The sequence below is a fragment of the Acinetobacter sp. ANC_7588 genome (assembly GCF_056783995.1).
In genome coordinates this window covers 106,733-124,470 of the sequence record NZ_JBWYIU010000003.1, presented here as the reverse complement: position 1 = coordinate 124,470, position 17,738 = coordinate 106,733, and the positions used below count along the sequence as shown (strand labels likewise).

Here is a 17,738-nt window from a genome sequence, read left to right as displayed (position 1 = left end):
AAGATGAAGGATTATGATCATGTTAAATGAAATGACACCTGTAATACAGTTGGAGCAACGCTCGTTACGCCAACTCTTAGGTCAGTATGCAACTGGGATTACAGTAGTAACTGCATTAGATTCAAATCATAAAAAAATTGGAATGACAGCGAACTCATTTACTTCTGTATCGCTTGATCCACCTTTAATTTTATGGAACATCGCAAAATCTGCGACACATTTCGAAGATTTCAAACAGGCAGAATATTTTGCCATCAATATCTTGAGTGAAGATCAGTATCAAGAGTCTAAGCATTTCTCAAAATCTTCTGATGACAAATTCGAAGGCTTAGATGACGTTGATGAGTATATGGGCATCCCCATTCTAAATAAATCCTTAACCACTTTTGTTTGTCGTCAGTATGAGCTTCATGAAGCTGGGGATCACTACATTATTGTGGGACAAATTGAAGCCTGCCGTAATCAGCTTGGAAATCCATTGGTGTTCCATAACGGGCAATATAAACAAGCAAATCTTCATCAAGCATTTGCTGGTGTATAGCGAATTCACGAAATTTAAGGATTTTTTAAAATGAATCAACATCACTTTTTCAATGATAATCGCTTTCTACTCGGCTCATTTGCTTCTAACTGCTCAGGTGGAATGACCATTTCAACTCTTGAAGATCGATGGAGTGCGAGCTGGGAAAAGAATCTCGAACTTGGAAAAATGCTAGATGAAGCTGGTATCGACTTCATGTTACCGATTGCTCGCTTTACAGGCTATGGCGGTGAAACAGACTTTCAGGGAACAATTTTAGAGACCATGACTTGGGCGGCCGCATTATTGGCTTTAACCAAAGACATTACAGTTTTTGCGACAATTCAGACTGTCCCCAATCATCCAGTTGTAGTTGCCAAGCAGATTGCAACGCTATCTGAGATTAGTCAAGGTCGTATTGGACTCAACATTGTTGCAGGCTGGAATAAACCTGAATATGAAGCACTCGGTCTACATTTACCTGATGATCACGAAACTCGTTATGGTTATGCACAAGACTGGTATGACCTGATTAAAAAAGTATGGACCAGTGAAGAAAAATTTGATTTTGAAAGTAAGTTTTTCAAAACCAAAGGAACTTATGGAAAACCAAAACCACTTGTACATCCGCCTATCTTCAATGCTGCTGGTTCAAAAAATGGACGTGAATTTGCCGTTAATAATGCGGACTTTCTTTTTACACCAGCTTCAGACTTGGGCAGAAGCAAGATTGAAATTGATGAGCTTAAACAAGCAGGTCGCGACGTAAACCGAGAAGTCAATGTGATGACCTTCTCCCATGTCATTTGCAGACCTACACAAGAGGAAGCCAAAGCAGAATGGGATCGTCAATTAAACAATGCTGATACTGTTGCCGTTGACAATCTGATGAGCTTAATGTTTGCACATGCTCAAAGTTTCCCAAAAGAGGTTCAACAATCCATTCGTGATGCAATGAGTGTAGGCCATGGTGGCTTTCCATTAGTCGGTACACCTGAACAAGTCGCGCAAGGTATTTTAGATTTACATGAAGCTGGTTTTAGAGGAACGACTCTTTCATTCCTCGATTATAGCCGCGAATTTCCGTATTTCCGTGATCATGTTTTACCAATTTTGGAAAAGCATAATATTCGTTAATCCACCACTTAAGCCGACCGTTTCACTGTCGGCTTATTTATTTTAAGAGGGAATTTAGCTGTGAATTATATTTTAAAGGGGTTATTCACTGGATCAATCTGCTTTGCATTAGGCACTGCAGTTCAAGCGGCAAATTGGAGTGATACTTCACTGGCTGTCAGTTATGGTCAAGATTTCTCAGAACCATTTAAAGACGGTGATTTTGACAAATATATTTTTAGTCTTGTACACCTAAGCGGCTATAAATATGGCACCAATTTTTTTCAACTCAATATGCATCAATCCTCAGCTGAACCAAATGCAAACAAAGCTTCTGGTCGAGGAGCTCAAGAGGCATATGCAATTTATCGTCATACCTTAGATATCCCAAGTATCACGCAACACAAACCGAATGATTCTAGTTGGTTCAAGACATATGGTTTTACAGTAGGTTTTGACTGGAATACAAAGAATGATGATTATGGTTCAAATCGACAAATGTATGTTGCTGGTCCAAGTGTTACATTAAATACACCAGGCTATCTTAATCTCAGTTTGCTAGGCTATTACGAGAGCAATGATGCTAATGTACTGAGTAAAAAATATACCTATGATCCTTACTTAGCACTTCAAGTGCTTTGGGATTTTCCTATTATGCAATCGAATTGGAATTATCAAGGCATAGGTGTTTGGATGAGTACCAAAGGGAAAGATCCTTTTGGTGAGCCTACCGCCAGTGAAATCTTTGTAGACATGTCTTTAATGTATTCTTTACTTAAAGATAAATCTGCCAATCAACCAAAATTGAAAGCTGGGATTGCTTATCAATACTGGAAAAATAAATATGGTAATGATGCAACTGGTGTTGCTGGTTCAGGAGCGACCGCGAGTAGCCCTATGTTACGTGTCGCTTACCACTTTTAAATAACATATCAAATTAATCTAATTTAGTACCAAAAGAGTATTTTTATATTCTACTATTTTAGATTAATTTATTTATTTGAGATAAAACAAAAAAAGCAAAATCATGGATTGATTTTTGCATAAGTAATGATAAGCAAGCTAAGGATAGAGGTATTTATGTATAGCCAGCAACACAGGTCTATTTCTACGATTCAATCACATACGCAGAATATTCATGATGCCAACCATTGTCTTGATTTAATCATTGGCCCACATGATTTAGTCGATTTTAATCAATATGAACCATTGGATTTTAGTTTTAATGGATCGCAAATCGGTCGTATGATTATTGGGGATTTAACATATGGTAAAGATGTAATTTTCAAAACGCATACGCATGAAAATATGAACCACTTTTGTATAACGCGCCCTAAAAATGGGCGACCACTATTTAAAAAAGATGGTCAAACTTTTTACGCCTGTTATGATCAAGCATCCATTGTTTCACCTGAAGATAAATTTGAACTAATTATTGACAAAGACTGTGTGCAAACATTCATTTCTTTTTCAAAGACTTTTGTTGAAAAAATACTTTCAGATTTAATCTCTCAGCCAGTTACCGAACCTTTGGTATTTCAAAATGTGATGGATCAAAACAACCCGAAAATTAAAGCATGGTGGGATTTAATTGACAGTATTAAAAATTTCACAAACAATTTTACCAATACTTCATTTTTTCAAGAAATGCGCTCAGATTTTGAATATATTATCGTGAAGTCATTATTATTATCTCAACCCAATAACTATAGTGATTTAATTTATAAAAATACTTTAGATTATCCTGACTTCTTTACTCGCTTATTAGAATTCATACAAAAAAATATACATCAAAAAATTGAAATTTCAGATTTAGAATATGCATCTGGATTAAGCAAAAAAAAGCTGAATACAATTTTCAAAAAATATTTAAAATGCAGTCCAAATGCTTATATACGCCATTACCGACTTAAATGTATTTATAATGAAATTTCACAGTCTACGCATAAAATTAATATTACTGAAATTGCTTATAAATGGGGTGTTACACATTTAGGTCGTTTTTCACTTGAGTATAAAGATGCATTTGGGGAAAAACCGAGTGAGACCTTAAAAAAAATTATTGAAAGGCAAACAGGCAGTGCTCAACTCATTCATTAAAACACTAAAAAAAAAGCTAACTCAATTGAGTTAGCTTTTTTGTGTTTTATCGATTAATCGATAAAATTTTGTCCACCCATATAAGGACGTAAGACTTCAGGAATCTCAATCGAACCATCTTCACGTTGATAGTTTTCCATCACCGCGAGCAAAGTACGACCAACTGCTAAACCTGAACCATTCAAAGTATGAACAAACTCTGTTTTCTTTTGATCAGCACGGTAACGAGCTTTCATACGACGAGCCTGGAAATCCCCCATGTTTGAACACGATGAAATTTCACGATAGGTATTTTGGCTTGGTACCCAAACTTCTAAGTCATAAGTCTTCGTTGCACCAAAGCCCATATCACCACCGCATAGGATGATTTTACGATATGGCAATCCAAGCGCCTGTAAAATACCCTCAGCATGCCCTGTCAACTCTTCCAATGCTTGCATAGAGTCTTCAGGTTTAACAATTTGAACCATTTCTACTTTGTCAAATTGGTGCTGACGAATCAAACCGCGTGTATCACGACCATAAGAACCAGCTTCACTACGGAAACAAGGTGTATGAGCAGCATATTTTAACGGTAGACGCTCAGGATCAATAATCTCATCACGCACAAAGTTAGTCACAGGTACTTCAGCAGTTGGGATCAAGTAATATTCTTTGTCACCTTGGAGCTTGAACAAATCTTCTTCAAATTTAGGCAACTGACCAGTTCCACGTAATGAATCAGCATTTACTAAATACGGTACATAAGCTTCTGTATAGCCATTTTTCAATGTATGTGTATCTAACATGAACTGCGTTAGTGCACGTTGTAAACGTGCAAGCGGGCCCTTGAGCACACTGAAACGAGTACCTGTTAACTTAGTCGCTGTTTCAAACTCGAGTCCACCCATCCACTCACCAAGATCAGTGTGATCTTTAATTTCAAAGTTGAATTCACGAGGCGTACCCCATTTTAAAATTTCAACGTTGTCATTCTCATCTTTGCCCTCTGGCACCGACTCATGAGGTAGGTTTGGAATAGAAAGTGATTTTGCTTCAATTTCAGCTTGTAGTTCTGTTAACGCAAGCTCAGCGGCTTTAATTTCATCTCCGATCGCGCTCATACGAGCCATGATTTCAGAGGCATCACCACCTGCTTTTTTGATTTGACCAACTTGTTTAGCACCCGAATTACGTTCTGCTTGTAAAGCTTCAGTCTTAGACTGAATTTCTTTACGACGAGCCTCTAAAGATGCCCATTCTTCTACGTTGAGTTGCACGCCACGTTTAGCTAAGGCTAAATTTACAGCCTCTATATTATTTCTAAGTAATTTCGGGTCGATCATGGTTAATCTTTTCAGGGAAAAAAACTGCCTATAGTGTAAGCGCTTCGTTGAAAAAAATACAGTCGAAGCGCTGACAGCTGAAGCTTATTGAATCAAATTAAAATAGAGTCAATTACTCAGCAGCGAGTTTGGGTAGGTTTGGAAGATATTCTGACTGTATCAAACCATTCACACTCACATAAGGTAAAGTGAGTTCAGACATTCCTTCAGCATAGGACGCGAGTTCATACAGCGGATAAACAAAGACGATACCATCAACTCCGTAATAGAAATTGTCACTTAATTCGAGTTTATCTTGTTCAATATTGTGATCTGTAAGCCACATACTATTAGCACTATAAAGTGTTTCTAATAGCTTTTTATTTTGACCTTTCACAATTAAATCTTGTAGTGCTATTCTTTTTTTAGTTTTTAAATCGAAATGAACATATTCTTTGTGGTACATCCCATGTGCTGCACCAGCAGGATATACATAGCTCAGATATTCAAAACTCGCTATATTCTGATGTTGACTTAAATAACGTACCACAGTCTGACTCTGACTCAACTTCAGCGGATCCACAGTAGTTGTCTCTGTATTCTTAGTAGCCGATTGGAATGGTATAGGGTCTGCTTTTTCAATTCGATTTTTAAAATACGTATTAATCCACGGATGATTAGTTTCAACCGTTTGGAATGAATATTCTGTACACCCTGCCTCATCGCATACTTGCTTCTGTTTAGGCTTTAATTCGACGTTCTTCGATTCGATATACCAAGATTCTGATTGTTTTGCTTGCACAGCAGTCTCATTGCTTTTTTTAGTTTCTGCATCTGATTTAGGCTGACAAGCGCCTAACATGATCATTGATGCACAAATAACACTCAATTTTCCAAACCGATTCATGTGTTTTAGCATATAGCCTCCAATAAAAATGAGTGTTTAACACAGAGACTATAAATTCTAGATGACATGAATTCAGTTGAAATTTGTAGTTAAAAAAAGCAGCGATAAACGCTGCTTTTATATTATTGGTCAATAATGTCTGTGCCTTTAGGCGGTGTAAAGTTAAATGTTGAATCCGGAATACCTTCATTCACTTTCACATTACTAAATTTAACGTGTGTAGTTTGTCCTAATGAATCTTCTAAAATCATTAAGCTTGGCGCTTTATTTGCACCGAAACTAATGGTCAGACTCTGAAAGGCACCATCTTTCTGCTTAGGATATAACGTGTAATAAGTTTTAGCTTTATTTGGCTGTGTTACACGATATGACTGCATAATTTGGTTGGTATTACCAGACAATAATAATGCTGGTGTATTGGCAACTTGCTCATCCATATTTTGACGAATTGCCTGCTGTAGATCTGGGTCATAGATCCAAATCATCTTTCCAGAAGTCACAATTGTTTGTTTTGCTGGTGCTGTAGTTTCCCAATAGAACTTACCTGGACGAGCAACTTTCATCACCCCAGTAAAAGTCTGATTCATATGTTGAGCACTCAAACCTTGTTTTTGTGGTGCTTTACTAGATTTAGTTGCTTTCGTTGTTTGTTCAAAATTTGCCGTTAAACTTTTTATTCCGTTTAATTGACGAACCAAGTTTGCGGTCGCTTGTTGCTCCGAAGCAGCCACTGGCGCTGCGAAAACTTGAGTGCTTGCGACTGGTGCCATCATTGCAGCACTCATTGTAATTGCACCAATCGTTTTACGAAGCATTGTCATGATCCCACCTTTTGTTATTGATCATCATTTGATATGGAGTCATCTTAAACCAAATTTGATCGCTAATAATTGAGAAAATAAGAACTTTTGTATTGTTATTTAGCTAAATTGTTGAAAATACTTCATCATGATGAAGATTCACTTCAGTTCAATAACTTTCTTTCAGATATAAAAAAACCCACTCAAGAGTGGGTTTTTTGATTATGCCTGATAAAACTTATACAGTTTCAACAGATACATAACGACGGCCAAATTGACCTTTAACTTCGAATTTGATCACGCCATCAGCGGTAGCAAATAAAGTATGGTCACGACCCATACCAACGTTAGCACCAGCGTGGAACTCTGTACCACGTTGACGAACGATAATGTTACCAGCAGTCACAGCTTGACCACCGAACATTTTAACACCTAACATTTTAGGATTTGAGTCACGACCGTTACGTGTCGAACCACCGGCTTTTTTAGTTGCCATGTCTATTTACTCCTCGTAATTAGCCTGAAATAGCTGTAATTTTCAACTCAGTGAACCATTGACGGTGACCTTGTTGTTTACGATAGTGTTTACGACGACGCATTTTGATGATGCGGATTTTGTCGTGACGACCATGGCTAACTACTTCAGCAGTTACTTTAGCACCAGCAACAACTGGAGCACCAATTTGAATGCTATCACCGTTCACTAACATTAATACGTCATCAAACGTAATAGTAGAACCAGTTTCAGCTTTCAATAATTCAACTTTAAGGGTTTCACCCTCAACAACACGGTGTTGTTTACCACCGCTTTGGATTACTGCGTACATAATGTACTCCAACAGGCCCGTGTCGTCGTGCCGATAAAGGAATATATCGATCTTAAAACGAACGCCACTGGGGGTTATTCAAGGGCAAAGATTTTAAGTGATAATGAAATAAACAACAAGGTCTTTTGTCTAAAAGTTAACTTTCATCCCGAAATATCTATTTCTTACATGAAAATAACAATTTGCTGATTGATTAAACTATATTTATTCACAAAATGAACTACTTCGAATATCAAATAACGTATCAAGTTTTATTGGTATTATGAAGATTAAATCACAAACATGAATAGAAACTGAACAACATTAAGAAAATCATGCATATTCATGTGGCAAAGCGACCAAAACTTTCACTTAAATTGTTACACTAGCTGAGTAACATCTACTGTTTGTATAAGGACTTCATTGTTATGGCCATCGATTTTAAGCAAGACATTCTCGCACCTGTTGCTACAGACTTTGCTGCGATGGACCAACTTATTAATGAAGGAATCAGCTCTAAAGTTGCTTTGGTGATGTCAGTCAGCAAACATGTGGTTGAGGCAGGTGGTAAACGCATGCGTCCTATTATGTGTTTATTGGCTGCTCGCGCTTGCGGTGAAACTAACCTAGAGCATGCCCAAAAGTTAGCTGCAATTATTGAAATGCTGCATACCGCTACACTGGTACATGATGATGTCGTAGATGAGTCTGGGTTACGCCGTGGTCGTCCTACAGCGAATGCAACATGGAATAACCAAACCGCTGTCCTCGTTGGAGACTTCCTGATTTCTAGAGCTTTCGATTTGCTCGTAGATTTGAACAATATGGTGTTATTAAAAGACTTCTCAACAGGAACATGTGAAATTGCTGAAGGAGAAGTACTTCAACTGCAATCTCAACATCAACCTGAAACCACTGAAGCGACTTATTTAGATATTATTCACGGCAAAACATCTCGTTTGTTTGAATTGGCGACTGAAGGCGCTGCGATTCTTGCCAATCAACATCAATATCGTGAAGCACTCAGAAAATACGCAGGTCATTTCGGGAATGCATTTCAAATCATAGATGACATACTCGATTACACCTCTGACGCAGAAACACTTGGTAAAAATATTGGCGATGACTTAATGGAAGGTAAGCCAACACTGCCACTGATTGCTGCTCTACAAAAAACTTCTGGAGCAGAGCACGATATTATCCGTCGTAGCATCACTACAGGTGGTACTGAACATTTGGATCAAGTGATTCAAATTGTTCAAAACTCTGGTGCACTAGATTACTGTCGCGAACGTGCTGTTGAAGAAACTACAGCAGCTCGTGAGGCATTGTTACAACTGCCTGAAAGTATTTATCGTCAAGCGCTTGATAATTTGGCTCAATTAGCATTAGATCGAATCCAATAAACTTCAACTAAAAAAATTTGCGTATGCATATAAACTTTAATGATCTTTTTAAACAAATGCAGGAGCAACTTGACCATCATCAAGCTGCTCCAGACGAAAACATACTCATTGAACTCGTTAATCGCATCCGTCCATCAGACAGTTATAACCTAGAAGAAATTAATCAAAAATTTCAGGCGTTGATACAAGCGTTATTAATTACGCCGACTGCTGCCACCACTTTTCAAGCCTATATCGTTCATCTGATCAATCGCTATAAACAAACCACTATTTATGCGGACAGTGGGATTCTTTCTCTAGATGGTTTTTGGAATCAGTTGGGTCAACGAATGGGAGCGCATGTTCTTCCCCTTTTGACCGATGAAACTGATCTAAAAGATTTAGTCTTCCGTGTCTTTCATTTACGTAGCGATAAATATTGGCTAGAAAATATTGAAGATCAGCAATGGATTCAGTTTTTTCAGATTGTCAATCAAAGTAATGGCAGCTTAGATGCAAAATTTGGCATCAAACGCGACATGATTAAAGCCATTACAGTTTTATCTTACCGTATCAGCGGTATTGGACTTTATCCTGAGTTTATTAATGCACAACCAGAACTGACTGAATATGAGTCACCTTTTTTGGTGCAGAATCGTGAAATCATTGAATTTATTGAGCTATACAAAAAACATTATAGTGAAGCTGATGATCTTACTGAAATGGTCGTACCCGACGCCAACCAGGCTTTGGTGATGATCGAGCAGTGCCGCGATGTCGTTTTGAAGATTCGTCGTGCTACGAAAAGAATTGGGGTGAGTTTAAGTCTCACTTATTTATTGTCTTTGCTTGAGCAATGTTTAGATCGTATTGAACTATTACTGAACTTATTGACTGAAACTGGAAAAGTTCAATACTTAGCACTCGCTGAGTTATGTCAAGATTTAGTTGCGGCTCACTATGAGGAGCGAAGTGTTCGAGAGCTTTTAAAAACAAACAGTGAATTAATCGCATTACAAGTCACTGAAAATGCCAGTAAAACTGGCGAACATTATGTAAGTACCAATAAAGCTGGTTTCTTCAGTATGTACAAATCAGCCGCAGGTGCAGGCGTCATTATCGCTATCATGGCGACCTTGAAGATTCTCACTGCGCGCATCGCCATGGCACCTATCATGCAAGCCTTCGCGTATAGCATGAACTATGCATTAGGTTTCATGTTGATCCATGTACTCCATTTTACGGTTGCAACCAAACAACCTGCTATGACTGCAGCTGCCCTAGCCGCGACAGTTCAACAAAAGAAAGGGTCTCGAACTGCACAAATCGCAGAACTTGCTGCACTGATTATCAATATTATCCGTACGCAGTTTGTCGCTATTCTCGGCAATATTTCCATTGCAATCCCGGTTGCAGCATTGATCACCATGATGTGGCCGTTGATTTTGGGTGAACAATTACTCAATCACAGTAAAGCAACATATTTACTTCATAGTTTAAATCCTTTTACATCCCTAGCAGTCCCACATGCAGCTATTGCAGGTGTATGTCTATTTTTATCTGGTTTGATCGCAGGTTACTTCGACAACATGGCAGTGTATCGTAAAGTCGGACCTCGCTTAAAAGCACATCATCGCTTAAAAAACTGGCTAGGTGCTGACAGACTGGAAAAGTTTGCAAACTATATTGAACGTAATTTAGGAGCACTAGCCGGGAATTTCCTGTTCGGAATCATGCTAGGCAGCATGGGGACAATTGGCTTTATTCTTGGTCTGCCTTTAGATATTCGTCATATTGCCTTTGCTTCAGCAAACTTTATGCAGGGCCTATTGAGTATCAATGGCACGCCTGAAATAGGGCTCATTATTGTTTCATTCCTTGGTGTATTATTAATTGGTTTGACCAACTTATTTGTCAGCTTTAGTCTCACTATTATTGTGGCATTACGCGCAAGACGTGTTCGTTTTGAACAATGGAAACCTCTGGCAAAATTAGTATTTACTCACTTTGTTACACGACCAATGGACTTTTTCTGGCCCCCCAAACAACCTTTAGAGGTCGAAGATCCAATTTCACCAAAGAAATCTTCTCATTAGATATTAGTGTTATTTTTTGTGCTAAAAATAAGATGCACATTGTAATGAAATTACTATAAATTATGCTTTTACACTGACTTGAAAAAAAGTGTACTGGCGAGTACACTTTGACGCATTCATGCAATAAATGTATGCGACTATAATATAACTCAGGTTATTTTATATGCCTTACTTACTGATTTTAATAGGTTGTTTAGGAATAACGATAAGTAGTATAGGAATCTATATTCCAACGATACAACAGCTCGATCTCACTGCTGTTTCATGGATGAGTCAACACCGCAATCCCCTCATAGATGGAATTGCGGTTTTATTGTCTCATGTTGGCGGTTTACCGATCATGCTGATGTGCGTGGCGATTTGGACCTTACAGCAATGGCGATTAAAACAATATGCTAACTGTCTATTTATCTCACTTGGTCTCGTTGGTGGTGCCTGTCTTGGCTGGTTACTCAAATATGCTTTCGACCGACCTCGTCCAAATGCAATTTATCAAATCGTTGAAACTTATGGAGCCGCATTTCCAAGCGCACATAGTCTCTATGCAGCAGTGATTGCTGGTTTGATGATCATGATCTTTCGAAACCATCATCAAAGTAGAATCATTTTCGTCGCTGCCTGTATATGGTTTGTTGGCATGGGTTTTTCACGGGTTTATCTCGGTGCTCATTACCCGACAGATGTTGTTGCAGGTTGGAGTATTGCGTTGATATGGCTGACTATACTGTGGTTAGTCCTATCACAACGGATAGCAAAGCAAACAATTATTTTTAGAGAAAAATCTAACGAGGTGGAATAATGATGTCGGCAAAGCTTTGGGCCCCTGCCCTCACTGCTTGTGCTCTTGCAACAAGTATTGCACTTGTGGGTTGTAGCAAAGATCCAAAAGATGCAGAGCAAGCCGCTGCACAACAGCAAATGCCGCCAACTGAAGTTGGTGTCATCGTTGCTCAACCACAAAGTGTTGAACAAACTGTCGAGCTTTCGGGTCGAACTTCAGCCTATCAAATTTCTGAAGTACGTCCGCAAGCAAGCGGTGTGATTTTAAAGCGTCTGTTTGCTGAAGGTAGTTTTGTGCGTGAAGGACAACCTCTGTACGAAATTGATGCAAATACCAACCGTGCGAACTTAGACAGTGCAAAAGCAGCCTTAGTTCGTCAAAAAGCCAATCTCAATGCGCTTCAAGTTAAAGCTGACCGTTATCGCCAACTTGTCGGTATCAATGCTGTGTCTAAGCAAGAATTTGATGATCTACAAGCACAAGTTAAATTGGCACAAGCAGATGTTGCAGCTTCAGAAGCAGCGGTGAAAAATGCGCAGATTAACTTAGGTTATTCTACTGTTCGCTCACCCATTTCAGGGCAATCAGGTCGCTCTAGTGTGACTGCAGGTGCATTGGTAACGGCTAATCAACCTGAAGCATTGGTAACAATCCAACAGCTTGATCCAATCTATGTCGATATCAACCAATCAAGTGCTGAGCTTCTTCGTTTACGTCAACAGTTGAGTCAAGGCAGCATCGACCGCAGCAACAATACTAAAGTTCGTTTAAAACTTGAAGATGGCAGCATCTACCCTATTGAAGGTAATCTTGCATTCTCTGATGCAAGTGTAAATCCAGAAACAGGGACAGTTACCCTACGTGCTGTGTTCTCAAATCCGAACCAATTATTATTGCCAGGAATGTTCACTAATGCTCAAATTGTGCAAGGTGTAATTCCTAATGCGATTTTAGTGCCTCAAGCGGCTGTGACCCGTACACCAACAGGTCAAGCGACTGCGATGATCGTGAATGCGAAAGGTGCAGTTGAAGTACGTCCAATTGAGACTGCAGGTGTGCAAGGTAAAGATTGGATTGTGACCAAAGGTCTAAATACGGGTGATAAGGTCATTGTAGATGGTGTGGCGAAAGTTAAACCCGAACAACAAGTTGTAGCTAAACCTTACCAACCTCAAGCTGCAGCACCTCAAGCCGGCAAAGATGGTCAACAAGCAAAGCCAGCAGCTCAATCTGAACAAAAAGCTACTTCAAATGCATAAGGAGTAGACTGAATGGCTCACTTTTTTATCCATCGCCCAATTTTCGCTTGGGTGATTGCATTGGTCATCATGTTGGCGGGTATTTTATCCCTCACCAAGATGCCAATTGCGCAATACCCAACGATTGCACCACCAACGGTATCGATTTCTGCAACATATCCGGGTGCATCTGCTGAAACTGTAGAAAACACAGTAACGCAAATTATTGAACAACAAATGAATGGCTTGGATGGGTTACGTTACATCTCATCTAACAGTGCTGGTAATGGACAAGCTTCCATTACTCTAAACTTTGAACAAGGTATCGATCCTGATATTGCACAGGTACAAGTTCAAAATAAACTTCAATCAGCGACTGCACTTTTGCCTGAAGACGTACAACGTCAAGGTTTAAAAGTTACCAAGTCTGGCGCAAGCTTCTTACAAGTTATTGCGTTTTATTCTGAGTCAGATGCATTAGATGCAAATGACATTAAAGACTATGTAAACTCAAATATCTCTGAACCACTTAGCCGTGTGACTGGTGTTGGTGAAGTGCAAGTATTTGGTGGTTCATATGCTATGCGAATTTGGATGGACCCATCCAAAATGGCCAACTTGCAAGTTACACCAAGTGATATTGCAAATGCATTAAGAACTCAGAATGCGCAAGTGGCGGTAGGTCAGTTAGGTGGTGCACCTTCTGTACAAGGTCAAGTTTTAAATGCGACTGTAACTGCTCAAAGTCTTTTACAAACACCTGAACAATTTTCAAATATTTTCCTTAAGAACTCACCAAATGGTGCACAAGTTCGTTTAGGTGATGTCGCTAAAATTGAATTAGGTGCAGATAACTATGCATTTGACTCTAAATTTAATGGTCAACCTGCAGGTGGTGTAGCGATTCGTTTGGCAACGGGTGCAAACGCATTAGATACAGCCCAAGCGATTGAAGATCGTTTAAAAGAATTACGTCCAAATTACCCAACAGGTATGGTGGACAAACTTGCATTTGATACAACACCATTTATTGAGCTCTCAATTAAAAGTGTTGTGAAAACCTTAATTGAAGCGATTATCCTCGTATTCTTGGTCATGTTCTTGTTCCTACAAAACTGGCGTGCAACCATTATTCCAACAATGGCTGTTCCAGTGGTTGTATTGGGTACATTTGCCGTGATCAACATGTTCGGATTCTCGATCAACACATTAACCATGTTCGCTATGGTTCTCGCCATTGGTCTTCTGGTGGATGATGCGATTGTCGTCGTAGAAAACGTTGAACGTGTGATGACAGAAGAGCATCTTGAGCCTGTGGAAGCGACTGAAAAGTCGATGGGACAGATCTCTGGTGCATTGATTGGTATTACCTCTGTCTTAACTGCAGTATTCGTACCTATGGCATTCATGGGGGGTACCACAGGTGTAATTTATCGTCAGTTCTCTATCACACTCGTTACAGCAATGATCCTTTCATTGATTGTTGCATTAACCTTTACCCCTGCATTGTGTGCGACCATGTTGAAAAAACATGATGCCAACAAACCTCAAAGCAATAACATTTTTGCCCGTTTCTTCCGTTGGTTTAACAATGGTTTTGACAAAATTTCGGTGAAATATCAAAACGGCGTAAACCGTTTAACACATGCCAAGCTATTTGCAGGATTGGTCTATGGTGTTGTGATTGCTGTGATGGGCTGGTTATTTGTCAACCTTCCTTCTTCATTCTTACCAGATGAAGACCAAGGTGTGGTGATGACTCTCGTTCAGCTTCCACCGAATGCAACGCTTGAACGAACAGGTAAAACAATTGATCAAATGACAGGCTTCTTCCTCAACAACGAGAAAGAACATGTTGAATCTGTATTTAGTGTTGCTGGTTTCTCGTTCACGGGTATTGGTCAAAATGCGGGTCTTGCCTTCATTAAGTTGAAAGACTGGAAAGACCGTACCTCTCCTGAATCTCAGGTCGGTGCCATTATCCAACGTGGTATGGCACTGAATATGATTGTGAAAGATGCCAGCTATATCATGCCTCTTCAACTTCCAGCAATGCCGGAGTTGGGCGTGAGTGCAGGCTTTAACCTACAGTTAAAAGCAGCTGCAGGTCAAAGTCACGAGCAATTATTAGCAGCACGTAATGCTGTACTCGGCTTAGCTTCTCAAGATCAGCGTTTAACAGGTGTTCGTCCTAACGGACAAGAAGATACGCCTCAATATCGTGTCATCGTCGATCATGCTCAAGCAGGTGCTATGGGAGTCAGCATTGCTGAAATCAATAGTACGATGGGTATGGCATGGGGTGGTACATACATTAATGACTTCATCGATCGTGGCCGTGTGAAAAAAGTGTATGTTCAAGGTGAAGCGAGCTCTCGTATGATGCCTGAAGACTTAGACAAGTGGTATGTCCGCAATAACCAAGGTACGATGGTTCCATTCTCAGCATTCGCAACAGGCGAATGGACTTATGGTTCACCACGTTTAGAGCGTTATAACGGCGTTTCTTCCATGAACATTACAGGCACTCCAGCTCCAGGTGTGAGTTCGGGTGATGCAATGGCAGCGGTTGAAGAAATCATTGCGAAGCTTCCTTCAATGGGCTTACAAGGCTTCGATTACGAATGGACTGGTTTATCTCTTGAAGAACGTGAGTCTGGCGCACAAGCACCATTCCTTTATGCTCTTTCGTTATTGATTGTCTTCCTCTGCTTGGCAGCCTTATATGAAAGTTGGTCTATCCCATTCTCTGTACTCATGGTTGTGCCATTGGGTATTGTTGGTGCACTTGCTTTAACATTCTTGGGAATGATTATTTTGAAAGATCCAAACCTTTCAAATAACATCTACTTCCAAGTGGCGATTATTGCCGTGATTGGTTTGTCCGCGAAGAATGCGATCTTGATTGTAGAATTTGCGAAAGAGCTTCAAGATCAAGGTGAAGAACTCTTCGAAGCAACCTTGCATGCCGCGAAAATGCGTTTGCGTCCAATCATTATGACCACATTGGCTTTCGGTTTTGGTGTTCTTCCTCTAGCTCTCGCTTCTGGCGCAGGTGCAGGAAGTCAACATTCCGTGGGTTATGGTGTACTTGGTGGTGTAATCAGCTCAACACTTTTAGGGATCTTCTTTATTCCAGTGTTCTACGTATGGATCCGAAGTATCTTTAAAACAAAACCAAAACAAAATAAACAGGAGCAAATTTCGTGATGCAAAACGTATGGTCTATTACAGGTCGTAGCATTGCGGTATCTGCAATTGCGCTTGCTTTGACAGCATGTCAAAGCATGCGTGGTCCAGAACCGGTCACTCAAGCCAATATTCCAGGAAGTTATCTTGGCAATGCTTCTGGTCCATCTATTGCGGAGCAAGGTTATAAGGATTTTTTTGTAGATCAACGCTTAATCCAAGTTTTGGATTTAGCCTTGGCAAATAACCGTGATCTTCGTAAAGCGACGCTAAATATCGAATTAGCACGTCAACAATTTCAAATCAGCCAAAACAATCAATTGCCTACGATTGGTGCAAGTGGTGGTGTTTTACGACAAGACACGGTCAATTCGCCAAGCCCAGTAACAACCTATAATGTAGGTTTAGGTTTAACGGCTTATGAAATTGATTTTTGGGGTCGTGTTAGAAGCTTGAAAGACAATGCCCTAGACACTTATCTTTCAACTGCAAGCGCACGTGATGCCACTCAAATTGCCTTGATTAGCCAAACAGCTCAAGCTTGGTTGGCTTACTCATATGCGCAAGCGAATCTTAAGCTCGCTGAACAGACGCTAAAAGCTCAACTTGAATCTTACAATCTCAACAAAAAACGTTTTGATGTGGGAATCGACAGTGAAGTTCCGCTTCGTCAGGCTCAAGTTTCTGTTGAGACGGCACGTGGTGATGTTGCTGAATACAAGACTCAAATTGCACAAGCGGTTAATGCGTTAAACCTCCTTGTAGGTCAACCACTACCTGACAATTTATTGCCTAAAGAGAGAATCACACGTGTGACATCAACCACTGCTTTTGCGGCTGGTTTGCCAAGTGATCTACTCAACAACCGTCCAGATGTTAAAGCGGCTGAATATCAGCTAAGTGCGGCTGGTGCGAATATCGGTGCTGCAAAAGCGCGTTTATTCCCAACCATTAGCCTCACAGGTTCAGCAGGTTATGCATCAACAGACTTAAGTGATTTATTCAAGTCTGGCGCTTTTGTTTGGTCTGTTGGTCCTAGTCTAGATATACCAATCTTTGACTGGGGTACACGTCGTGCCAATATTAAAGTCTCTGAAACACAGCAACAGATCGCATTGTCTGATTATGAAAAATCAATTCAATCTGCGTTCCGTGAAGTGAATGATGCTTTGGCAGTGCGTCAAAATATCGGTGAACGTTTAACTGCACAACGCCGTTTAGTTGATGCGACCAATACAACCTACAAACTCTCAAATGCCCGCTTCCGCGCTGGTATTGACAGTTTCTTAACTGTACTAGATGCGCAACGTACATCGTATAGTGCTGAGCAAGGTTTATTGCTGCTTGAACAAGCGAACCTTAACAACCAAATCGAGCTCTATAAATCACTCGGTGGTGGCTTAAAAACTAATACTACGGATCAAGTGATTTATCAGCCTTCAAGCTCAGATTTAAAATACGACAAGAAGTAATTTTTTGTTTGAATAAAGCTCACT

Annotated in this window: 15 protein-coding genes; 10 read left to right on the top strand and 5 right to left on the bottom strand. The window is 39.8% G+C overall.

Features of this window, described 5'->3' with window-relative positions:
* Positions 1-19: 19 nt before the first annotated feature.
* From AC1M9J_RS04375 to AC1M9J_RS04360, 4 genes are all read left to right on the top strand, one after another.
* The gene (locus tag AC1M9J_RS04375) at positions 20-541 is read left to right on the top strand and encodes a flavin reductase family protein (RefSeq protein ID WP_179997732.1); all 522 of its coding nucleotides are present in this window, start codon (positions 20-22) and stop codon (positions 539-541) included.
* Positions 542-571: 30 nt separating this feature from the next.
* Positions 572-1,657, top strand: a complete 1,086-nt coding sequence (locus tag AC1M9J_RS04370; protein WP_179997731.1) for an LLM class flavin-dependent oxidoreductase — start codon at positions 572-574, stop codon at positions 1,655-1,657.
* Between the two features lie 60 nt (positions 1,658-1,717).
* Entirely contained in the window at positions 1,718-2,560 is an 843-nt protein-coding gene (locus AC1M9J_RS04365) for a hypothetical protein (RefSeq protein ID WP_481951957.1), read from the top strand.
* A gap of 156 nt (positions 2,561-2,716) precedes the next feature.
* A complete protein-coding gene (locus AC1M9J_RS04360; protein WP_481590631.1) occupies positions 2,717-3,736 on the top strand; it encodes an AraC family transcriptional regulator in 1,020 nt (339 codons plus the stop codon).
* Between the two features lie 53 nt (positions 3,737-3,789).
* On the opposite strand, the gene serS is transcribed toward AC1M9J_RS04360, so the two are convergent.
* The 5 genes from serS to rplU all read right to left on the bottom strand — a co-directional run bounded on the left by serS (position 3,790) and on the right by rplU (position 7,574).
* Positions 3,790-5,061: a serine--tRNA ligase gene (gene serS, locus AC1M9J_RS04355; RefSeq protein ID WP_035267865.1), complete on the bottom strand. Its 1,272-nt coding sequence runs from the start codon at positions 5,059-5,061 to the stop codon at positions 3,790-3,792.
* A gap of 112 nt (positions 5,062-5,173) precedes the next feature.
* The gene (locus tag AC1M9J_RS04350; protein WP_481593101.1) at positions 5,174-5,959 is read right to left on the bottom strand and encodes an RsiV family protein; all 786 of its coding nucleotides are present in this window, start codon (positions 5,957-5,959) and stop codon (positions 5,174-5,176) included.
* Positions 5,960-6,069: 110 nt separating this feature from the next.
* Positions 6,070-6,768: an outer membrane lipoprotein periplasmic chaperone LolA gene (gene lolA / locus AC1M9J_RS04345; RefSeq protein WP_481595836.1), complete on the bottom strand. Its 699-nt coding sequence runs from the start codon at positions 6,766-6,768 to the stop codon at positions 6,070-6,072.
* Between the two features lie 217 nt (positions 6,769-6,985).
* Entirely contained in the window at positions 6,986-7,243 is a 258-nt protein-coding gene (rpmA, locus tag AC1M9J_RS04340) for a 50S ribosomal protein L27 (protein ID WP_035267862.1), read from the bottom strand.
* A gap of 19 nt (positions 7,244-7,262) precedes the next feature.
* On the bottom strand, positions 7,263-7,574 hold the full coding sequence (gene rplU / locus AC1M9J_RS04335; RefSeq protein ID WP_035267860.1) for a 50S ribosomal protein L21: 312 nt from the start codon (positions 7,572-7,574) through the stop codon (positions 7,263-7,265).
* 407 nt (positions 7,575-7,981) lie between these two features.
* On the opposite strand from rplU, the gene sdsA reads away from it, so the two are divergent.
* From sdsA to adeK, 6 genes are all read left to right on the top strand, one after another.
* On the top strand, positions 7,982-8,959 hold the full coding sequence (sdsA, locus tag AC1M9J_RS04330) for an All-trans-nonaprenyl-diphosphate synthase (protein ID WP_035267858.1): 978 nt from the start codon (positions 7,982-7,984) through the stop codon (positions 8,957-8,959).
* A gap of 23 nt (positions 8,960-8,982) precedes the next feature.
* Positions 8,983-11,034 (top strand): site-specific recombinase, encoded by a 2,052-nt coding sequence (locus tag AC1M9J_RS04325; RefSeq protein WP_180027964.1) that lies wholly within the window; start codon positions 8,983-8,985, stop codon positions 11,032-11,034.
* Positions 11,035-11,197: 163 nt separating this feature from the next.
* Positions 11,198-11,833, top strand: a complete 636-nt coding sequence (locus AC1M9J_RS04320; protein ID WP_035267854.1) for a phosphatase PAP2 family protein — start codon at positions 11,198-11,200, stop codon at positions 11,831-11,833.
* Positions 11,833-13,074, top strand: coding sequence for an efflux RND transporter periplasmic adaptor subunit (locus AC1M9J_RS04315; protein ID WP_035267853.1), 1,242 nt, complete (start codon positions 11,833-11,835; stop codon positions 13,072-13,074). Before AC1M9J_RS04320 ends, AC1M9J_RS04315 begins: the two co-directional genes overlap by 1 nt.
* 12 nt (positions 13,075-13,086) lie before the next feature.
* The gene (locus AC1M9J_RS04310) at positions 13,087-16,263 is read left to right on the top strand and encodes an efflux RND transporter permease subunit (protein WP_481595834.1); all 3,177 of its coding nucleotides are present in this window, start codon (positions 13,087-13,089) and stop codon (positions 16,261-16,263) included.
* Entirely contained in the window at positions 16,263-17,714 is a 1,452-nt protein-coding gene (gene adeK, locus AC1M9J_RS04305; protein WP_035267849.1) for a multidrug efflux RND transporter AdeIJK outer membrane channel subunit AdeK, read from the top strand. The genes AC1M9J_RS04310 and adeK overlap by 1 nt, the downstream gene beginning before the upstream one ends.
* The last annotated feature ends 24 nt before the right edge of the window (positions 17,715-17,738 follow it).

Coding starts and splice junctions, on each gene's coding strand:
- AC1M9J_RS04375 (WP_179997732.1), top strand. CDS start 20: ATGTTAAATGAAATGACACCTGTAATACAGTTGGAGCAACGCTCGTTA.
- AC1M9J_RS04370 (WP_179997731.1), top strand. CDS start 572: ATGAATCAACATCACTTTTTCAATGATAATCGCTTTCTACTCGGCTCA.
- AC1M9J_RS04360 (WP_481590631.1), top strand. CDS start 2,717: ATGTATAGCCAGCAACACAGGTCTATTTCTACGATTCAATCACATACG.
- serS (WP_035267865.1), bottom strand. CDS start 5,061: ATGATCGACCCGAAATTACTTAGAAATAATATAGAGGCTGTAAATTTA.
- AC1M9J_RS04350 (WP_481593101.1), bottom strand. CDS start 5,959: ATGCTAAAACACATGAATCGGTTTGGAAAATTGAGTGTTATTTGTGCA.
- lolA (WP_481595836.1), bottom strand. CDS start 6,768: ATGACAATGCTTCGTAAAACGATTGGTGCAATTACAATGAGTGCTGCA.
- rpmA (WP_035267862.1), bottom strand. CDS start 7,243: ATGGCAACTAAAAAAGCCGGTGGTTCGACACGTAACGGTCGTGACTCA.
- rplU (WP_035267860.1), bottom strand. CDS start 7,574: ATGTACGCAGTAATCCAAAGCGGTGGTAAACAACACCGTGTTGTTGAG.
- sdsA (WP_035267858.1), top strand. CDS start 7,982: ATGGCCATCGATTTTAAGCAAGACATTCTCGCACCTGTTGCTACAGAC.
- AC1M9J_RS04325 (WP_180027964.1), top strand. CDS start 8,983: ATGCATATAAACTTTAATGATCTTTTTAAACAAATGCAGGAGCAACTT.
- AC1M9J_RS04320 (WP_035267854.1), top strand. CDS start 11,198: ATGCCTTACTTACTGATTTTAATAGGTTGTTTAGGAATAACGATAAGT.
- AC1M9J_RS04315 (WP_035267853.1), top strand. CDS start 11,833: ATGATGTCGGCAAAGCTTTGGGCCCCTGCCCTCACTGCTTGTGCTCTT.
- AC1M9J_RS04310 (WP_481595834.1), top strand. CDS start 13,087: ATGGCTCACTTTTTTATCCATCGCCCAATTTTCGCTTGGGTGATTGCA.
- adeK (WP_035267849.1), top strand. CDS start 16,263: ATGCAAAACGTATGGTCTATTACAGGTCGTAGCATTGCGGTATCTGCA.